Origin of the sequence: Streptomyces sp. NPDC006925 (assembly GCF_042869575.1) — a bacterium.
Taxonomy (GTDB): Bacteria; Actinomycetota; Actinomycetes; order Streptomycetales; family Streptomycetaceae; genus Streptomyces.
The window spans coordinates 129877-145301 of record NZ_JBIAGB010000010.1; the positions used below are offsets into that span (position 1 = coordinate 129877).

Below are 15425 nucleotides of genomic sequence, written 5' to 3' on the forward strand. Positions count from 1 at the left end.
CCACGGCCTTCCGGTTGAAATCCAGGGGTAACCCGGAGCAATCTGGACACCTCAGATGTGAGCGGCGTTACAGTCCGCGCCGCGCTTCCCCCGGGAGCCGCGTCCCCGCCCGGAGCCGCGTCACACTGTCCACAGCTGCGTCGGGAGGTGCCACATGGCACAGGCAGTGCGCTGGAACCATCCTTTCTCCTATCTGAACTCCGACGGCAAGCGGCATCCCGTGGAGAACTCCTTCGCGAGCGTGACGCTGCTGCTGGGCCTGGTGGCCGTGATCACCGCATGGTGGCCGGGGCTGCACATGATCGGCTCGTGGGCGGGGCTGATCGGGATCCTCACCGGGGCCTGGGGCCAGTTCATCTCCGCGACGACAGGTGAGCGCTTCGTGACGATCATCGGGCTCGGCGCCGCGGCGGTCGGGTTCTACCTGGGCGTGGCGCACGGCGGCCTGGTGCCGTAGCCGGTGCCGTAGGCGGGCACACCGCGCGGGAGCCGGAGGGCGCCCCGCGCGGGAGCCGGAGGGGCGGCGTGAACCGCCTCTCCGGCCCGGCCCTGGGCCGAACAGGGCGTTGCGGGGCACAGTAGGCTTCCCGGCGAGCATCGTCAGTTCGCCGGAGGAGCGTCCCGCCATGAGCCTGACCCTGAGGACCGTCAGCCGAGAGCAGCATCTGGCGTATATCCAGAGCCTGCCGTCGGCAAGCCACTGTCAGGTGCCCGCCTGGGCGGACGTCAAGAACGAGTGGCGCTCGGAGAGCCTGGGCTGGTTCGACGAGCGTACGGGCGAGATGGTGGGGGCCGGTCTGGTGCTCTACCGGCAGCTGCCGAAGGTCAAGCGCTACCTCGCGTATCTGCCCGAGGGCCCGGTGATCAACTGGTACGCGCCCAACCTGGACGAGTGGCTGCGCCCGATGCTCGACCACCTCAAGCAGCATGGCGCCTTCTCCGTGAAGATGGGCCCGCCCGTGGTGATCCGGCGCTGGGACGCGGCGGCCATCAAGAAGGGCATCCAGGACCAGGACGTCAAGCGGCTGCGGGACATCGAGGCCACGCACATCGAGCCGCGCGCCTTCGAGGTGGCCGACAAGCTGCGCAAGATGGGCTGGCAGCAGGGCGAGGACGGCGGCGCGGGCTTCGGCGACGTGCAGCCGCGCTACGTCTTCCAGGTCCCGCTGGAGGGACGCTCGCTGGAGGACGTGCACAAGAGCTTCAACCAGCTCTGGCGCCGCAACATCAAGAAGGCCGACAAGGCCGGGGTGCAGGTGGTCCAGGGCGACATGGCCAACCCGTACGACCTGGACGAGTGGCAGCGGCTGTACGAGATCACCGCCGAGCGCGACCGGTTCCGGCCCCGGCCCAAGGCGTACTTCCAGCGGATGTGGAACGTGCTGAACGCCGAGGACCCGCAGCGGATGCGGCTGTACTTCGCCGAGCACGAGGGCGAGCGCATCTCGGCCGCCACCATGCTGGTCGTGGGCGGCCACGTCTGGTACTCCTACGGCGCCTCCGCCAACCACAAGCGCGAGGTGCGGCCCTCCAACGCGATGCAGTGGCGCATGCTCCAGGACGCCTACGCACTGGGGGCGAGCGTGTACGACCTGCGCGGCATCAGCGACTCGCTGGACGAGAACGACCACCTGTTCGGCCTGATCCAGTTCAAGGTCGGTACCGGTGGGCAGGCGGCCGAGTACCTCGGCGAGTGGGACTTCCCGCTCAACAAGCTGCTGCACAAGGCACTCGACATGTACATGTCGCGCCGCTGACGGGCTCCCCGCGCCCGCCCCGGCTGTCCGCCTGACGGCACCACCCCACCAGACGACCCCACCAGAAAGGTTCCGTACCGGCCATGGCGCTCTCCCTCTACGTCGACAACGATCGCTGGCGAGCGCACCAGCAGACCGTGATCCAGCAGTTCCCGGGCATCGTGCCGGTCTGCAAGGGCAACGGCTACGGCTTCGGCCACGAGCGCCTGGCCGACGAGGCCACCGCGTTCGGCGCCGACATCCTGGCCGTCGGCACCACCTACGAGGCGGCCCGTACGAAGGACCTGTTCGGCGGCGATCTGCTGGTGCTCACCCCGTTCCGCAAGGACGAGGAACCGGTGCCGCTGCCCGACCGCGCCATCCGCTCGGTCTCCTCGGTGGAGGGCGTGGGCCTCATGCGCGGGGCCCGGGTCGTCATCGAGGTGATGAGCAGCATGAAGCGGCACGGCGTCACCGAGCAGGACCTGCCGCGGCTGCACGCCGCCATCGACGAGGTCCGCCTGGAGGGCTTCGCCATCCACCTGCCGCTCGACCGGGCCGACGGCTCGGACGCGGTGGAGGAGGTCATCGGCTGGATGGACCGGCTGCGCGCCGCGCGGCTGCCGCTGGACACCATGTTCGTCAGCCACCTGCTGCCGGAGGAGTTCGCCGTCCTCCAGCAGCAGTTCCCCCAGACTCGCTTCCGCGCCCGGATCGGCACCCGGCTGTGGCTGGGCGACCACGCCGCCACCGAGTACCGGGGCTCGATCCTGGACGTCAGCCGGGTGGCCAAGGGCGAGCGGTTCGGCTACCGGCAGGCCAAGTCGTCCGGCGACGGCTGGCTCGTCGTCGTCGCGGGCGGCACCTCGCACGGGGTGGGCCTGGAGTCCCCCAAGGCGCTGCACGGCATCACACCGCGCGCCAAGGGCGTCGCCCGCGCGGGCCTGGCGACCGTCAACCGGAACCTCTCCCCGTTCGTCTGGGCGGGCAAGCAGCGCTGGTTCGCCGAGCCGCCGCACATGCAGGTCTCCATCCTCTTCGTCCCCGCCGACGCCCCGGAGCCGCACGTGGGCGAGGAACTCGTCGCGATCCTCCGGCACACCACCACGGCGGTGGACCGGACGGTGGACCGCTGACGGCGGCCCTGCTACGGCTGCCGGCGGCCGGCCGATGACGGGGACTCTGACGGCGAGCGGCTGACCGAGGCCGCCACAGTGCGCGCGGTGCCCGGACGGCGGTGGCCGGACGGCGCCGGCCCGTCGGCGTGGCCCTGAGAAGCGGATACAGCGCACGCGAGGAGGGGCCCGGGGACGTCTCCCCGGGCCCCTCCTCGCAGTGGGCCGTCAGCGGCCGGCGGTCAGCGCTCCACCTTGCCGTCGATGAAGTCCTGCACGTTCTGCCGGGCCACGTCGTCGAAGTACTGCACGGGCGGCGACTTCATGAAGTACGAGGAGGCCGAGAGGATCGGGCCGCCGATACCGCGGTCCTTGGCGATCTTCGCCGCGCGCAGCGCATCGATGATCACACCGGCGGAGTTGGGCGAGTCCCACACCTCGAGCTTGTACTCCAGGTTCAGCGGCACGTCGCCGAAGGCGCGGCCCTCCAGCCGGACGTAGGCCCACTTGCGGTCGTCCAGCCAGGCGACGAAGTCCGAGGGGCCGATGTGCACGTTGTCGGCGCCCAGGTCGCGGTCGGGGATCTGGGAGGTGACGGCCTGCGTCTTGGAGATCTTCTTCGACTCCAGCCGCTCCCGCTCCAGCATGTTCTTGAAGTCCATGTTGCCGCCGACGTTCAACTGCATCGTGCGGTCCAGGACGACCCCGCGGTCCTCGAACAGCTTCGCCATCACCCGGTGCGTGATGGTGGCGCCGACCTGCGACTTGATGTCGTCACCGACGATCGGCACGCCCGCGGCGGTGAACTTGTCCGCCCACTCCTTGGTGCCGGCGATGAAGACGGGGAGCGCGTTGACGAAGGCGACCCCGGCGTCCAGGGCGCACTGCGCGTAGAACTCGACGGCCGACTGCGAACCCACGGGCAGGTAGCAGACCAGCACGTCCGCCTGCGCGTCCTTCAGCGCCCGGACGACGTCGACGGGGGCGGCGTCGGACTCCTCGATGGTCTCGCGGTAGTACTTGCCCAGACCGTCGTGGGTGTGGCCGCGCTGCACGGAGACGCCGGTGGGCGGCACGTCGCAGATCTTGATGGTGTTGTTCTCGCTGGCGCCGATGGCGTCGGCCAGGTCGAGGCCCACCTTCTTGCCGTCGACGTCGAAGGCGGCGACGAACTCGATGTCGCGCACGTGGTAGTCGCCGAACTGGACGTGCATCAGCCCCGGCACCTTGCCGTCCGGGTCGGCGTCCTTGTAGTACTCGACGCCCTGGACCAGCGATGCGGCGCAGTTGCCCACGCCGGCGATGGCTACGCGAACCGAACCCATTCCGGTTGCTCCCTGTGTGTTCTCGCTGAGGCTCGCGACGGAGCGCGGCCTCATCTGTCGGTGTTGTCGGACGGACCCGGTGCTGGCCGGTCCGGACGGGTCTCCCGTGCCGGGCGCCCCGCACGCTCGCTCTCGATGAGTTCGCTGAGCCAGCGGACTTCGCGCTCCACGGATTCCATGCCGTGGCGCTGGAGTTCGAGCGTGTAGTCGTCGAGGCGCTCGCGGGTACGGGCGAGGGAGGCACGCATCTTCGCGAGCCTCTCCTCCAGTCGGCTGCGGCGTCCCTCCAGCACGCGCATGCGGACGTCGCGCGAGGTCTGGCCGAAGAACGCGAAGCGGACGCCGAAGTGCTCGTCCTCCCAGGTGTCGGGACCCGTCTGGGAGAGCAGCTCCTCGAAGTGCTCCTTGCCGTCGGCCGTCAGCCGGTACACGATCTTCGCCCGGCGCCCGGCCAGCGGAGCCGCCTGGGCCCGCGCGGACTGCTGCTCCTCCGGCTGCTCGCTCGGCTCCTCCACCAGCCAGCCGCGCTGCACCAGCGCTTTGAGGCAGGGGTAGAGCGAGCCGTAGCTGAAGGCGCGGAAGACGCCGAGCGAGGTGTTGAGCCGCTTGCGCAGCTCGTACCCGTGCATCGGGGACTCGCGCAGCAGACCGAGTACGGCGAACTCGAGAACGCCGGAGCGCCTGCTCACCGTCCGCCCACCTCCGTCCACAACCGCTTATCCCGTGCTTATCTCGCTCTGATGTATCGACTCGATACATCCCGACGATAGAACGCGGTGCCGGAAGCAACAAGAGGGGGGTCGGTGAAGGCCCTCACATCGCCGATTCACCGGGGTACCTTTGCGTCCTTTGTGGCGAATACCGGCTAAGGATGGTTTTGGAGCTGCGTAGTCTGTCCGCGTGCAGACCACCGGGAACCGTGCGACGCGAGTGCGCGTCCTCGTCTCCGGTGAAGTGCGCCCGGGTCCGGTTCTCCCGTCCCGGGGCACCCGGGGGGACCAGAAGCAAACTGCCACCTTCAGGCGCACGGGCCGCCTGCCCGAGGAGTAGCTGTTCCAATGAGCGGAAACCGTCGAAAGCCGCCGCAGGGGCGCGGCCGTCGTGCGGCGCAGCCGCCACCGTCCTCCGGCCGCCGGTCGGCCTCCCGCGGTGGCGGGCAGCAGCCGCCTCCCGGACCGGGCCCCGAAGCGCAGGGCCACCGGTCGGCACCCGGCGAGTCCGGCCACAGCGGCCGCGCGGAGGCCAGGAGGGCCGCCCAGGGCGGCGGACGGCGGCGCGCCTCGGCGGCGGCCGCCAACGCCCAGGCCGGGCGGCGCGGAGCCGGCAAGGGCCGCGGCCGCGAGACGCCGGAGCGCAAGCGCTTCATCGACTACCCACGGGCCGGGAAGCACGGCGTGCGGCGCTGGCTGCCGTCCTGGAAGCTGGTGTCCGGCACCTGCTTCGGCTTCCTCGGGCTGCTGATCGTCGTCTTCGCGATCGGCCTGTGGATGGTGGAGGTCCCCGACCAGGCCAAGGCGGACGCGCGCTCGCAGACGAACGTCTACTACTGGGAGAACGGCGACCGGCTCGCGGTGGCGGGCGCAGAAGGTGAGAAGAACCGGCAGAACGTCTCACTGAGCCAGATGCCCAAGTCGCTCCAGCACGCGGTCGTCGCCTCGGAGAACGCCTCGTTCTGGGACGACTCCGGCGTCGACCCGATGGGTATCGCCCGCGCCGGCTTCAACATGGCCACCGGCGGTGAGACCCAGGGTGGTTCGACGATCACCCAGCAGTTCGTGAAGAACAACTACCTCACCCAGGACCAGACCATCAAGCGCAAGGTCACGGAGCTGTTCATCTCCATCAAGGCCGGCGCCACGATGAAGAAGTCGGAGATCCTGGAGGGGTACCTCAACACCGCCTACTTCGGCCGCGGCGCCTTCGGCGTCCAGGCGGCCTCGCAGGCGTACTTCGGCAAGGATGTCGAGAAGATCGACGCCTCCGAGGGCGCGTATCTGACGACGCTGCTGAACGGCTCCGCGCTCTACGACCCCTACGAGGGCGACCGGAAGGCGAACGAGGCACGTTCGCAGAAGAAGTGGGCGTCCGTCCTCAACCGCGAGGTCGAGGTCCACAAGATGTCCCGGGCCAAGGCGGACGAGTACATCGACAAGGGGCTGCCGGACATCAAGCCGCCGAAGAAGGCGATGGACAAGCGGGGGCAGAAGGGCTACCTGATCGACCTGGCCAACCGCTACCTGGTCAACAACGACGTCCTCACCCGCGAGCAACTCAACCGCGGCGGCTACCAGATCACCACGACCTTCGACAAGAAGAAGACGTTCGCGCTCCGGGACTCGGTCAACAAGGTCTACAAGGAGAACATCGACCCGAAGAAGCGCCCTGATCTGGACACCCACGTCCAGTTCGGCGGCGCCTCGGTCTCTCCCACCGACGGCAGAATCGTGGCCCTGTACGGCGGCAAGGACTACGTCAAGCACTTCACCAACAACGCGGACGAGACCGGTGTGCCCGTCGGCTCCACCTTCAAGCCGTTCGTGCTGAGCGCCGCCATGCGCGACGGGGTGCGCGACCGCAGCGGACAGGAGCAGCAGTCCGCCGCCCAGCGCACCCTCGCCAACCCGGACAAGAGCTTCTACAGCGGCAAGAACAAGATGCTCGTCCGCAACTACAACGGCGAGATCTGGAAGAACAAGGAAGGCGAGTCCTGGCGGCAGACCAACGACGGCAACCAGGACTACGGCGACAAGTCGCAGGACTACCGGATCAACCTGCGTGAGGCCATGGTGCACTCGGTGAACACGCCGTACGTGCAGCTCGGCATGGACGTGGGCATCCCGACGGTGCGCAAGAACGCCGAGGACGCCGGACTGCTGCCCTCCAGCCTCAACAAGTCGAACGGCCCCTCCTTCTCGCTGGGCATCTCCACCCCGAGCGCGATCCGGATGGCCGGCGCCTACGGCACGTTCGCCGCGCAGGGCAAGCAGCGCGACCTGTACTCGGTGACCAAGGTCGTCGGCCAGGACGGCAAGCGCCTGACCCTGCCCGAACACGAGGTCAAGCAGTCCTTCAGCCCACAGGTGGCCAACAACGTCACCGACGTGCTGACCGACGTGGTCGAGCGGGGCACCGGAACCGTCGCCAAGGGGATCGGCCGCCCGGCGGCCGGGAAGACGGGTACGACGGACGGCAACAAGTCGGCCTGGTTCGCCGGGTACACCCCGCAGCTGTCGACCGCGGTCGGCATGTGGCGGATGAACGACGACGCCTCCGCCAAGGACCGCAAGTTCCTGGAGATGTTCGGCACCGGTGGCCAGGAGAAGATCCACGGCGCCTCGTTCCCGGCCCAGATCTGGACCTCCTACATGAAGGCCGCCCTCAAGGGCACCAGCGTCAAGCAGTTCCCCAAGGCGCAGCCCATCGGCGACAAGGTCTACGGGCCCGGTGAGAGCCCCGAGCCGACACCGACCGAGACCTCGGCGCCGCCGAGCCCGTCGGAGACGCCGAGCGAGACGCCGTCCGAGGAGCCCTCGGAGTCCGAGTCGAGCGACCCCTCCCCGTCCGACACGAGCTGCCCGCCGCTCGACCCGCGGTGCCAGGAGAACGGCGGCAACGACAACGGCGGGAACGGCAACGGCGGCGACAGCGGCGGAACCTCCGGCCCGGGCGGCGGTCCGGGCGGCGACGGGGGCGGTACCGGCGATCCCGGCGGCAACGACGGCGGCAAGATCTTCGGCGGCCCCGTCGGCGCCCGGAGGGAGTGAGCGCACGCTCCACCTGAGCGCCGCTCCCGCCCTGCACACCGCTCCGCGGACGGCCCCCGGCTCGACTCCTGGAACCACGGGAGTCCGAGCCGGGGGCCGTTCCCGTATCCGGTGTGCGGCAGGATGACCCCCATGACGAGCGCCCCCACCGCACGGAACCCCGCTCCGCGATCCGGCCGCCCCTCCGCCGCGCCGCCCGTCGTACGCCCCACGGACCACGACGAGGTGGCGACCGCCGCGAGCGAAGTGGCCGGCGGTCCCGCCGGGCGGCGCGCCCTGAGCGGGACCGGCTGGTGGACACCGATCCGCACCGTCGTGGCCCTCGCCCTGGCCATGTACACGCTCGGCATGCTGCAGAAGGTCCCGTGCCTGGACGGGGGCTGGTTCTCCGGGCAGACCGCTCAGTACGTGCACGCCTGCTACTCCGACATCCCGCACCTCTACCACGGCCGGGGCTTCGCGGACGGCTTCATGCCCTATCTCGACCGCATTCCGGACCGGATCTCCGGCGGTATGGACTATCTGGAGTACCCCGTGCTCACCGGGGTGTTCATGTACATCGCGGCCAAGCTCACGGTGGGCGGGGACTCACTCCAGCAGGAGGAGCAGATCTACTGGGTGGTCAACGCCGGAATGCTGCTGGTCTGCGCCGCGGTGCTGATCGTCTGCGTGGTCCGCACCCACCGCAACCGCCCCTGGGACGGCATGCTCGTCGCGCTCGCCCCCGCGCTGGCGCTGACCGCGACCATCAACTGGGATCTGCTGGCGGTGTCGATGACAGCCGCCGGGATGCTGCTGTGGTCCCGCTCGCGCCCCCTGGCGGCAGGCGTGCTGATCGGCCTGGCGACCGCGGCGAAGCTCTACCCGGCGCTGCTGCTCGGTCCGCTGCTGCTGCTGTGCTGGCGAGCCGGACGCTGGGGCGCCTTCGGCCGGGCGGTGGGTGGCGCGGCCGCCTCGTGGACGGTGGTGAACGTGCCGGTGATGCTGCTCTCCTGGGAAGGCTGGTCGAAGTTCTACCGCTTCAGCCAGGAGCGTCCGGTGGACTTCGGCTCGCTGTGGCTGATCCTCCAGCAGCGGACCGGCCGCACATTCGACGACGCCAACATCTACGCCACTCTCCTGATGGCCCTGGGGTGTGCGGGCATCGCCGCCCTCGCACTGTGCGCCCCCCGCCGCCCCCGGTTCGCCCAACTCGCCTTCCTGGTCGTCGCGTTGTTCGTGCTCACCAACAAGGTCTACTCACCGCAGTACGTGCTGTGGCTGATCCCGCTGGCAGCCCTTGCCCGCCCCAAGTGGCGTGATTTCCTCATCTGGCAGAGCTGCGAGGTGCTCTATTTCCTGGGGATCTGGATGTACCTCGCCTACAACGGCTCCGACAAGCACCAGGGCCTGCCCGAGGACGGCTACCAACTGGTCATCACCGCCCATCTGCTCGGCACCGCCTATCTGTGCGCGATGGTGATCCGGGACGCACTGCGCCCCGAACACGACCCGGTCCGCCGGGATGACGGCTCAGACGACCCGGGCGGCGGGGTCCTGGACCGGGCACCCGATGCGTTCTCCCTGACCTCGCTCACCCGCCCACCGGTACTCCAACGCTCCGGGGTGCCCATGGCCCGGGCGGCAGTGCACTGGGGCACGACGCTGCGGGAGTGAGTCGGCCGGGGCGGGGCAGGCACGGGGCCTGGGCAGCCGGGGGAGATCCCGGCACGAGGCCGTGGCAGGGCCGGAGGGGGCAGGTCCACGCGTCCGGGCCAGATTCCTTGGCGCGGGGAGCTGCGGAGTCGGCAGTGCGGCCGACGGCGTCGTTTCACGTGAAACCGTCGCGGTCGGACCGGACTGTGTGAGGCTGTCCCCATGTCCGTCGCCCGCGATCTCCGCACCCTGCTCCGTTTTCCGGACTTCCGGAAGCTGCTCACGGTACGGCTGCTCTCCCAGTCGGCCGACGGCATCTACCAGATCGCGCTGGCGGCCTATGTCGTCTTCTCCCCCGAGAAGGAGACCTCCCCTGCCGCCATCGCCTCCGCGCTGGCGGTGCTGCTGCTGCCGTACTCCTTGCTCGGGCCGTTCGCCGGGGTGCTGCTGGACCGCTGGCAGCGCAGGCAGGTGCTCTTCTTCGGCAACCTCCTCCGCACCGCACTGGCGACCGTCACGGCGGCGCTGGTCTTCGGTGCCGTTCCCGAGTGGCTCGTCTTTCTCTCCGCGCTCACCGTCACCGCCGTCAACCGGTTCGTCCTCGCCGGACTGTCCGCCGCCCTGCCGCGCGTCGTGGACGGCGAGCGCCTCGTGGTGGCCAACTCCCTCTCCCCGACCGCGGGGACGCTCGCCGCGACGCTGGGCGGCGGCGTCGCTTTCGTGGTGCGCTTCCTCGCCCCCGGCGCCGGACGGGACGCGGATGCCCTGGTCCTGCTGACCGCCGCCGCGGTGTATCTGCTGGCCGGCCTCGCCTCCCTGCGGATGGGCAAGGAACTGCTCGGTCCCGATCCCGCCGAGGTGCAGCCCCGCATCCTCGCTGCCGTCGCCAGCACCGCGCGGGGACTGCTCGCGGGGCTGGTCCACCTCGGCGGGCGCCCTGCTGCCGTGTACGCACTGGCAGCCTCGGCGCTGATGCGATTCTGCTACGGAGCGCTGACGGTCACGGTGCTGATGCTGGCCCGGTACGCATGGAACGGAAGCGGCGACACCGACGGCGGACTCCCGTTGCTGGGGATCGCACTCGGTCTCTCGGGGCTGGGGTTCTTCATCGCCGCCGTCCTCACGCCCTCGGCAGTGCCGCGGGTCGGCATCTTCGGCTGGATGGCGCTGTGCGCCGGTGCCGGGGCAGTGTTGGAACCGGCTCTGGGACTGTCCTTCCGACCCGTGCCGATACTGCTGGCCGCCTTCGTGCTGGGGCTGGTGACCCAGGCCGGGAAGATCGCCACGGACACCGCTGTCCAGACCTCCGTTGACGACGCCTTCCGCGGCCGGGTCTTCTCCCTCTACGACATGCTCTACAACGTGTCCTACGTCGGCGCGGCCGGAGTCGCCGCGGCGATACTTCCGCCGGACGGCCGGTCCGCGGTCATCGTCGTCGGAGTCGCCGTGCTCTACGCGCTCCTCGCCGCCGCGCTCTTCCGCGTTTCACGTGAAACAACGCTGCGCGGCGGCGCGGACCGGGTCAGCCCTCCTGCTGGGCCCACCACTTCCTGAGCTCCGCGACAGCGGCGTCGTGCCCCAGCGGCCCGTGCTCCAGCCGCAGCTCCAGTAGATGCTTGTACGCCCGCCCCACCACGGGCCCCGGGGGCACGTCCAGCTCCCGCATGATCTCGTTGCCGTCGAGATCGGGCCGGATGGCGTCCAGTTCCTCCTGCTCCTCGAGCCGGGCGATGCGCTCCTCCAGGCCGTCGTAGGCGCGGGAGAGCGCCTGCGCCTTCCGCTTGTTCCGGGTGGTGCAGTCGGAGCGGGTCAGCTTGTGCAGCCGGCTCAGCAGCGGCCCGGCGTCCCGTACGTAGCGACGCACTGCGGAGTCCGTCCACTCGCCCGTGCCGTACCCGTGGAAGCGCAGATGGAGTTCGACCAGCCGCGAGACCTCCTTGATCATCTCGCTCGGGTACTTGAGCGCGGCCATCCGCTTCTTCGTCATCTTGGCGCCCACCACCTCGTGGTGGTGGAAGGAGACCCGTCCGTCCTTCTCGAACCGCCGCGTCCGCGGCTTGCCGATGTCGTGCAGCAGCGCCGCCAGCCGCAGCGTCAGATCGGGGCCGTCCTCCTCCAGGTCGATTGCCTGGGCCAGCACCGTCAGCGAGTGCTCGTAGACGTCCTTGTGCCGGTGGTGCTCATCGCGCTCCAGCCGCAGTGCGGGCAGCTCCGGCAGCACCCGGTCGGCCAGCCCGGTCTCCACCAACAGTTGCAGCCCCTTGCGCGGCTGCGGGGAGAGCAGCAGCTTGTTCAGCTCGTCCCGGACCCGCTCCGCCGAGACGATCCCGATCCGGTCGGCCATCTCCTTCATGGCGGCCACGACCTCCGGAGCGATCTCGAAATCGAGCTGCGCGGCGAACCGGGCGGCACGCATCATCCGCAGCGGATCGTCCGAGAAGGACGCCTCCGGGGTGCCCGGAGTGCGCAGCCGGCGGGTGGCCAGATCCTCCAGCCCGCCGTGCGGGTCGACGAACTGCTTCTCCGGCAGCGCGACCGCCATCGCGTTCACCGTGAAGTCACGCCGGACCAGATCGTCCTCGATGGTCTCGCCATAGGAGACCTCGGGCTTGCGGGAGGTGCGGTCGTAGACCTCGGACCGATACGTCGTCACTTCCAGGACAAAGTCGGATTTCTTGATCCCTACGGTGCCGAAGGCGATACCCACGTCCCACACCGCGTCCGCCCACGGCCGCACGAGCGCGAGCACGTCCTCGGGCCGGGCGTCCGTGGTGAAATCGAGATCATTACCGAGCCGCCCCAGCAGTGCGTCCCGTACCGAGCCGCCGACCAGAGCGAGACCGAATCCGGCCTCCTGGAAGCGGCGAGCTAGCTCGTCCGCCACCGGCGAGACCCGCAGCAACTCGCTCACGGCGCGCCGCTGCACCGCACTGAGCTGCTCGGCTGCCGGACGGTCCGCTGCGGACATCGCGGGCACGACGGTGGGCTGGTCCTGGCTGTCACTCTTGGCGTTCGGCACAACAGCACAGGTTACGTTGCCGCCCCAGGCGGAGGCGCCCCCGTTCCCGGCGACCGCCCCGGACCCGCGGCACCGGCCTGGGTGATCATGTGGTGGACGGCGCGGCACTTCCACCCTGCGGGCATCGTTACCATCAGGGATCCGGAACGGGACGTCGGCGCCCCGGAACGGGACGTCGGCGATCCTGACGTACCCTCCCGCGGCCGGAGAATCGGCACCGGGCACCGGCACCACCGAGCGCCAAGCACCGAGCACCAGACAGCAGGCACCAGGCACAGGCACCAGGCACCACAACGACACAGCACATTCGACACACACGTCGACGCAGCAATCGAGACGACAGACGACGGGATGGACGAGCGCGTGGCCGAGGCGGCTGAGAGTCAGGCTCCCCCTGGCCCGGAGGGGACGAACCGCTGGAGGCGCCGGGCTGCGGCGCTCCTCATGGCCGCACTCCCCGTGCTGGCCGGAGTGCTCCCCGCAACCGCCCCGGCGGCGGCAGCCGCGCCCGCCGCCTCCCCCGGGAACGCAGCGGCGACAGCGCCCTCGGCCCGCAGCGGCACCGGCTCCCGCAGCGCGCAGATCTCCCTCGACGAGGTCACGCCGACCATCCCGAAGAAGGGCGACACGCTCACGCTGAGCGGCACGGTCACGAACACCAGCAAGACGACGCTGACCGATCTGCGGCTCGCCCCCCGGATCGGCCCCACGCTCACCTCGCGCAGCGCCATCCAGCAGGCAGCACGGCGCAAGGGCTACCTCTCGGGGGCCGACGGCATCGAGGTCCCCGGCGACCACGGCGCGCGGCTCAGCGGCCTCGCCTCCGGCGTCACCCGGCCCTTCACCCTCAAGGTCCCCGTCGACGACCTCCACCTGAGCAGCAACGGTGTCCACCAGCTCGCCGTCTCCCTCACGGGGCAGACCCGCAACCGGCCCTACGCCCAGATCCTCGGCATCGGCCGCACCTTCCTGCCCTGGCAGGAGGAGGCACCTGAGAACCGGACCCGGCTCACCTACCTCTGGCCGCTGATCTCCACCCCGCACGTCACAGCACGCACCCAGTCCGACGAGCAGCAGACCCCCGTCTTCGAGGACGACTCGCTCGCCGAGGAACTGGCACCCGGCGGCCGCCTCCAGCAGATGCTGGAGCTGGGCAAGGACCTCGACGTCACCTGGGTCATCGACCCCGACCTGCTGGCGAGCGTCGACATGATGGCCGGTCGCTACCGGGTACAGAAGCCCGGCGGCAAGCCGGACGAGACCGTCGCGGGGAAGAACCAGGCGTACGCCAAGCGCTGGCTGGCAGAGCTCCAGCAGGCGGTCGAGGGCAAGGAGGTCGTCGCCCTCCCGTTCGCCGACCCGGACCTGGCCTCGCTCGCCCACCGCGGCACCAGGGTCCGCGGCGCCCTCAGCTCCCTGGGTCAGGCCACCACGCTGGCCAGGCGGACCGTGCAGGTCGTGCTCCACGTGAAACCGAGCACGGATTTCGCCTGGCCCTACCAGGGCGCCGTCGACTCCTCCCTCGTGGACGTGGCCACCTCGGCGGGCGCGCACAACGTCATCGCCCGCAGCGACAGCGTCCGCGAGAAGGGGCTCTCCTACAGCCCCACCGCAGCCCGCCCGATCGGCAGCGGCAACACCGCGCTGGTCGCCGACGCACTGCTGTCCACCGCGTTCGAGGGCGACATGTCGCGGGCGGGGAACTCCTCGCTCGCCGTCCAGCGGTTCGCCGCGCAGTCCCTCGCGCTGGCCCGGCAGGTGCCCTCCCGGAGCCGCAGCGTCGTCGTCGCCCCGCAGCGCAGGCCCAGCGTCTCCCAGGCGCAGGCGATGGCGGACGGCATCAAGGCGCTCGGGCGCAGCGGCTGGACGGAGACCAGCAGTCTGGCGGACGCCGCCGAGGCCAAACCCGACCCGAACGCCCGGCGCCGGATGCCCGCACCGTCCTCCTACCCCTCCTCGCTGCGGAAGAGCGAGCTGCCCACCGCGGCCTTCGAGCAGGTGCGGAAGACCAAGGACGGGTTGGAGGACTTCAAGCGGATCCTCAGCCAGGCCGACCGCGTCATGCCGCCGTTCACCACGGCGATAGACCGCGAGGTCTCCAACGCCTGGCGCGGCGAGGCCCGCGCCGGACAGCGCTACCGCGACTCCGTGGAGGAGTACCTGCTGGAGCTGCGGGGCGCGGTCAAGCTCATCAAGAAGTCGGACATCACCCTCTCCGGGCGCGAGGCCACCATCCCGGTGACGGTCCAGAACAACCTCGCGCAGGGGGTCGACGGGCTCGTCCTGGAACTGCGCTCCAGCCGGGTGGGGCTGGACGTGGGCGACGCCAAGCGGGTCAAGGTCGACGGGGAGCACACCCAGTCCCTCAAGTTCGACACCAGCGCCAAGAACAACGGCCGGGCCTATGTCTACGCACAGCTCTACACCGAGGACGGTGAGCGCTACGGCAAGGTGATGAAGTTCCAGGTCAATGTGACCTCCATCACTTCTACCGTGCTGCTGGTGATCGCGGGCGGCGTGCTGCTGATCGTGCTCGCGGGCATCCGGATGTACACCCAGCGCAAGCGTTCCGGCCCGGCCCCCGACCCGGACGCCCCGCTGGAGCACCCGGACGGCGACGACGATGACGGCGCCGAGGACACGGACGCGGACGCGGACGACGGCGATGGTCCCGGCGACGACGGGGAAGCCCCCGAGGGCTCTCCCGGGGACGGCGCCAAGGACCACGCCGAGGGGGCGGACACCACCGAGCGCGACGGCAGTGACGGAGACGACACCGAACGGGAAAGCGACAACCCCCCGGCGACGGGTGAGAAAGTGGACCGTTGACT

At 70.2% G+C, this 15425-nt stretch carries 10 protein-coding genes; 7 read left to right on the forward strand and 3 right to left on the reverse strand.

From position 1 onward, the window contains the following. Positions 1–154: 154 nt before the first annotated feature. The 3 genes from ACFYNS_RS16285 (at position 155) to ACFYNS_RS16295 (ending at position 2872) form a co-directional block, all read left to right on the forward strand. Positions 155–457: a hypothetical protein gene (locus tag ACFYNS_RS16285; protein WP_019356729.1), complete on the forward strand. Its 303-nt coding sequence runs from the start codon at positions 155–157 to the stop codon at positions 455–457. 169 nt (positions 458–626) lie between these two features. Then, on the forward strand, positions 627–1757 hold the full coding sequence (locus ACFYNS_RS16290) for a peptidoglycan bridge formation glycyltransferase FemA/FemB family protein (protein WP_276476282.1): 1131 nt from the start codon (positions 627–629) through the stop codon (positions 1755–1757). Positions 1758–1840: 83 nt separating this feature from the next. Beyond that, positions 1841–2872 (forward strand): alanine racemase, encoded by a 1032-nt coding sequence (locus ACFYNS_RS16295; protein WP_360289882.1) that lies wholly within the window; start codon positions 1841–1843, stop codon positions 2870–2872. A 221-nt stretch (positions 2873–3093) separates the two neighbouring features. Here ACFYNS_RS16295 and ACFYNS_RS16300 read toward each other — a convergent pair whose 3' ends face one another. Next, on the reverse strand, positions 3094–4176 hold the full coding sequence (locus ACFYNS_RS16300) for an inositol-3-phosphate synthase (protein WP_360289880.1): 1083 nt from the start codon (positions 4174–4176) through the stop codon (positions 3094–3096). A gap of 50 nt (positions 4177–4226) precedes the next feature. Then, positions 4227–4865 (reverse strand): helix-turn-helix transcriptional regulator, encoded by a 639-nt coding sequence (locus ACFYNS_RS16305; protein ID WP_360289878.1) that lies wholly within the window; start codon positions 4863–4865, stop codon positions 4227–4229. 369 nt (positions 4866–5234) lie between these two features. On the opposite strand from ACFYNS_RS16305, the gene ACFYNS_RS16310 reads away from it, so the two are divergent. From ACFYNS_RS16310 to ACFYNS_RS16320, 3 genes are all read left to right on the forward strand, one after another. Next, on the forward strand, positions 5235–7940 hold the full coding sequence (locus ACFYNS_RS16310) for a transglycosylase domain-containing protein (RefSeq protein ID WP_360289876.1): 2706 nt from the start codon (positions 5235–5237) through the stop codon (positions 7938–7940). Between the two features lie 132 nt (positions 7941–8072). After that, positions 8073–9596 (forward strand): glycosyltransferase 87 family protein, encoded by a 1524-nt coding sequence (locus ACFYNS_RS16315; protein ID WP_360289874.1) that lies wholly within the window; start codon positions 8073–8075, stop codon positions 9594–9596. A 201-nt stretch (positions 9597–9797) separates the two neighbouring features. Then, positions 9798–11129 (forward strand): MFS transporter, encoded by a 1332-nt coding sequence (locus ACFYNS_RS16320; protein ID WP_360289872.1) that lies wholly within the window; start codon positions 9798–9800, stop codon positions 11127–11129. Here the strand turns inward: ACFYNS_RS16320 and ACFYNS_RS16325 are convergent. Beyond that, positions 11098–12543, reverse strand: coding sequence for a CCA tRNA nucleotidyltransferase (locus tag ACFYNS_RS16325; RefSeq protein ID WP_360289921.1), 1446 nt, complete (start codon positions 12541–12543; stop codon positions 11098–11100). The two genes, ACFYNS_RS16320 and ACFYNS_RS16325, sit on opposite strands and share 32 nt — an antisense overlap. A 414-nt stretch (positions 12544–12957) precedes the next feature. Between ACFYNS_RS16325 and ACFYNS_RS16330 the strand changes: the two genes are divergently transcribed. Then, the gene (locus tag ACFYNS_RS16330) at positions 12958–15423 is read left to right on the forward strand and encodes a DUF6049 family protein (RefSeq protein WP_388603498.1); all 2466 of its coding nucleotides are present in this window, start codon (positions 12958–12960) and stop codon (positions 15421–15423) included. Positions 15424–15425 lie beyond the last annotated feature (2 nt).

Excerpts from the sequence above, each read along its gene's own strand:
- ACFYNS_RS16325 (WP_360289921.1), bottom strand. The coding sequence starts at position 12,543 with ATGTCCGCAGCGGACCGTCCGGCAGCCGAGCAGCTCAGTGCGGTGCAG.
- ACFYNS_RS16300 (WP_360289880.1), bottom strand. The coding sequence starts at position 4,176 with ATGGGTTCGGTTCGCGTAGCCATCGCCGGCGTGGGCAACTGCGCCGCA.
- ACFYNS_RS16315 (WP_360289874.1), top strand. The coding sequence starts at position 8,073 with ATGACGAGCGCCCCCACCGCACGGAACCCCGCTCCGCGATCCGGCCGC.
- ACFYNS_RS16320 (WP_360289872.1), top strand. The coding sequence starts at position 9,798 with ATGTCCGTCGCCCGCGATCTCCGCACCCTGCTCCGTTTTCCGGACTTC.
- ACFYNS_RS16285 (WP_019356729.1), top strand. The coding sequence starts at position 155 with ATGGCACAGGCAGTGCGCTGGAACCATCCTTTCTCCTATCTGAACTCC.
- ACFYNS_RS16290 (WP_276476282.1), top strand. The coding sequence starts at position 627 with ATGAGCCTGACCCTGAGGACCGTCAGCCGAGAGCAGCATCTGGCGTAT.
- ACFYNS_RS16310 (WP_360289876.1), top strand. The coding sequence starts at position 5,235 with ATGAGCGGAAACCGTCGAAAGCCGCCGCAGGGGCGCGGCCGTCGTGCG.
- ACFYNS_RS16295 (WP_360289882.1), top strand. The coding sequence starts at position 1,841 with ATGGCGCTCTCCCTCTACGTCGACAACGATCGCTGGCGAGCGCACCAG.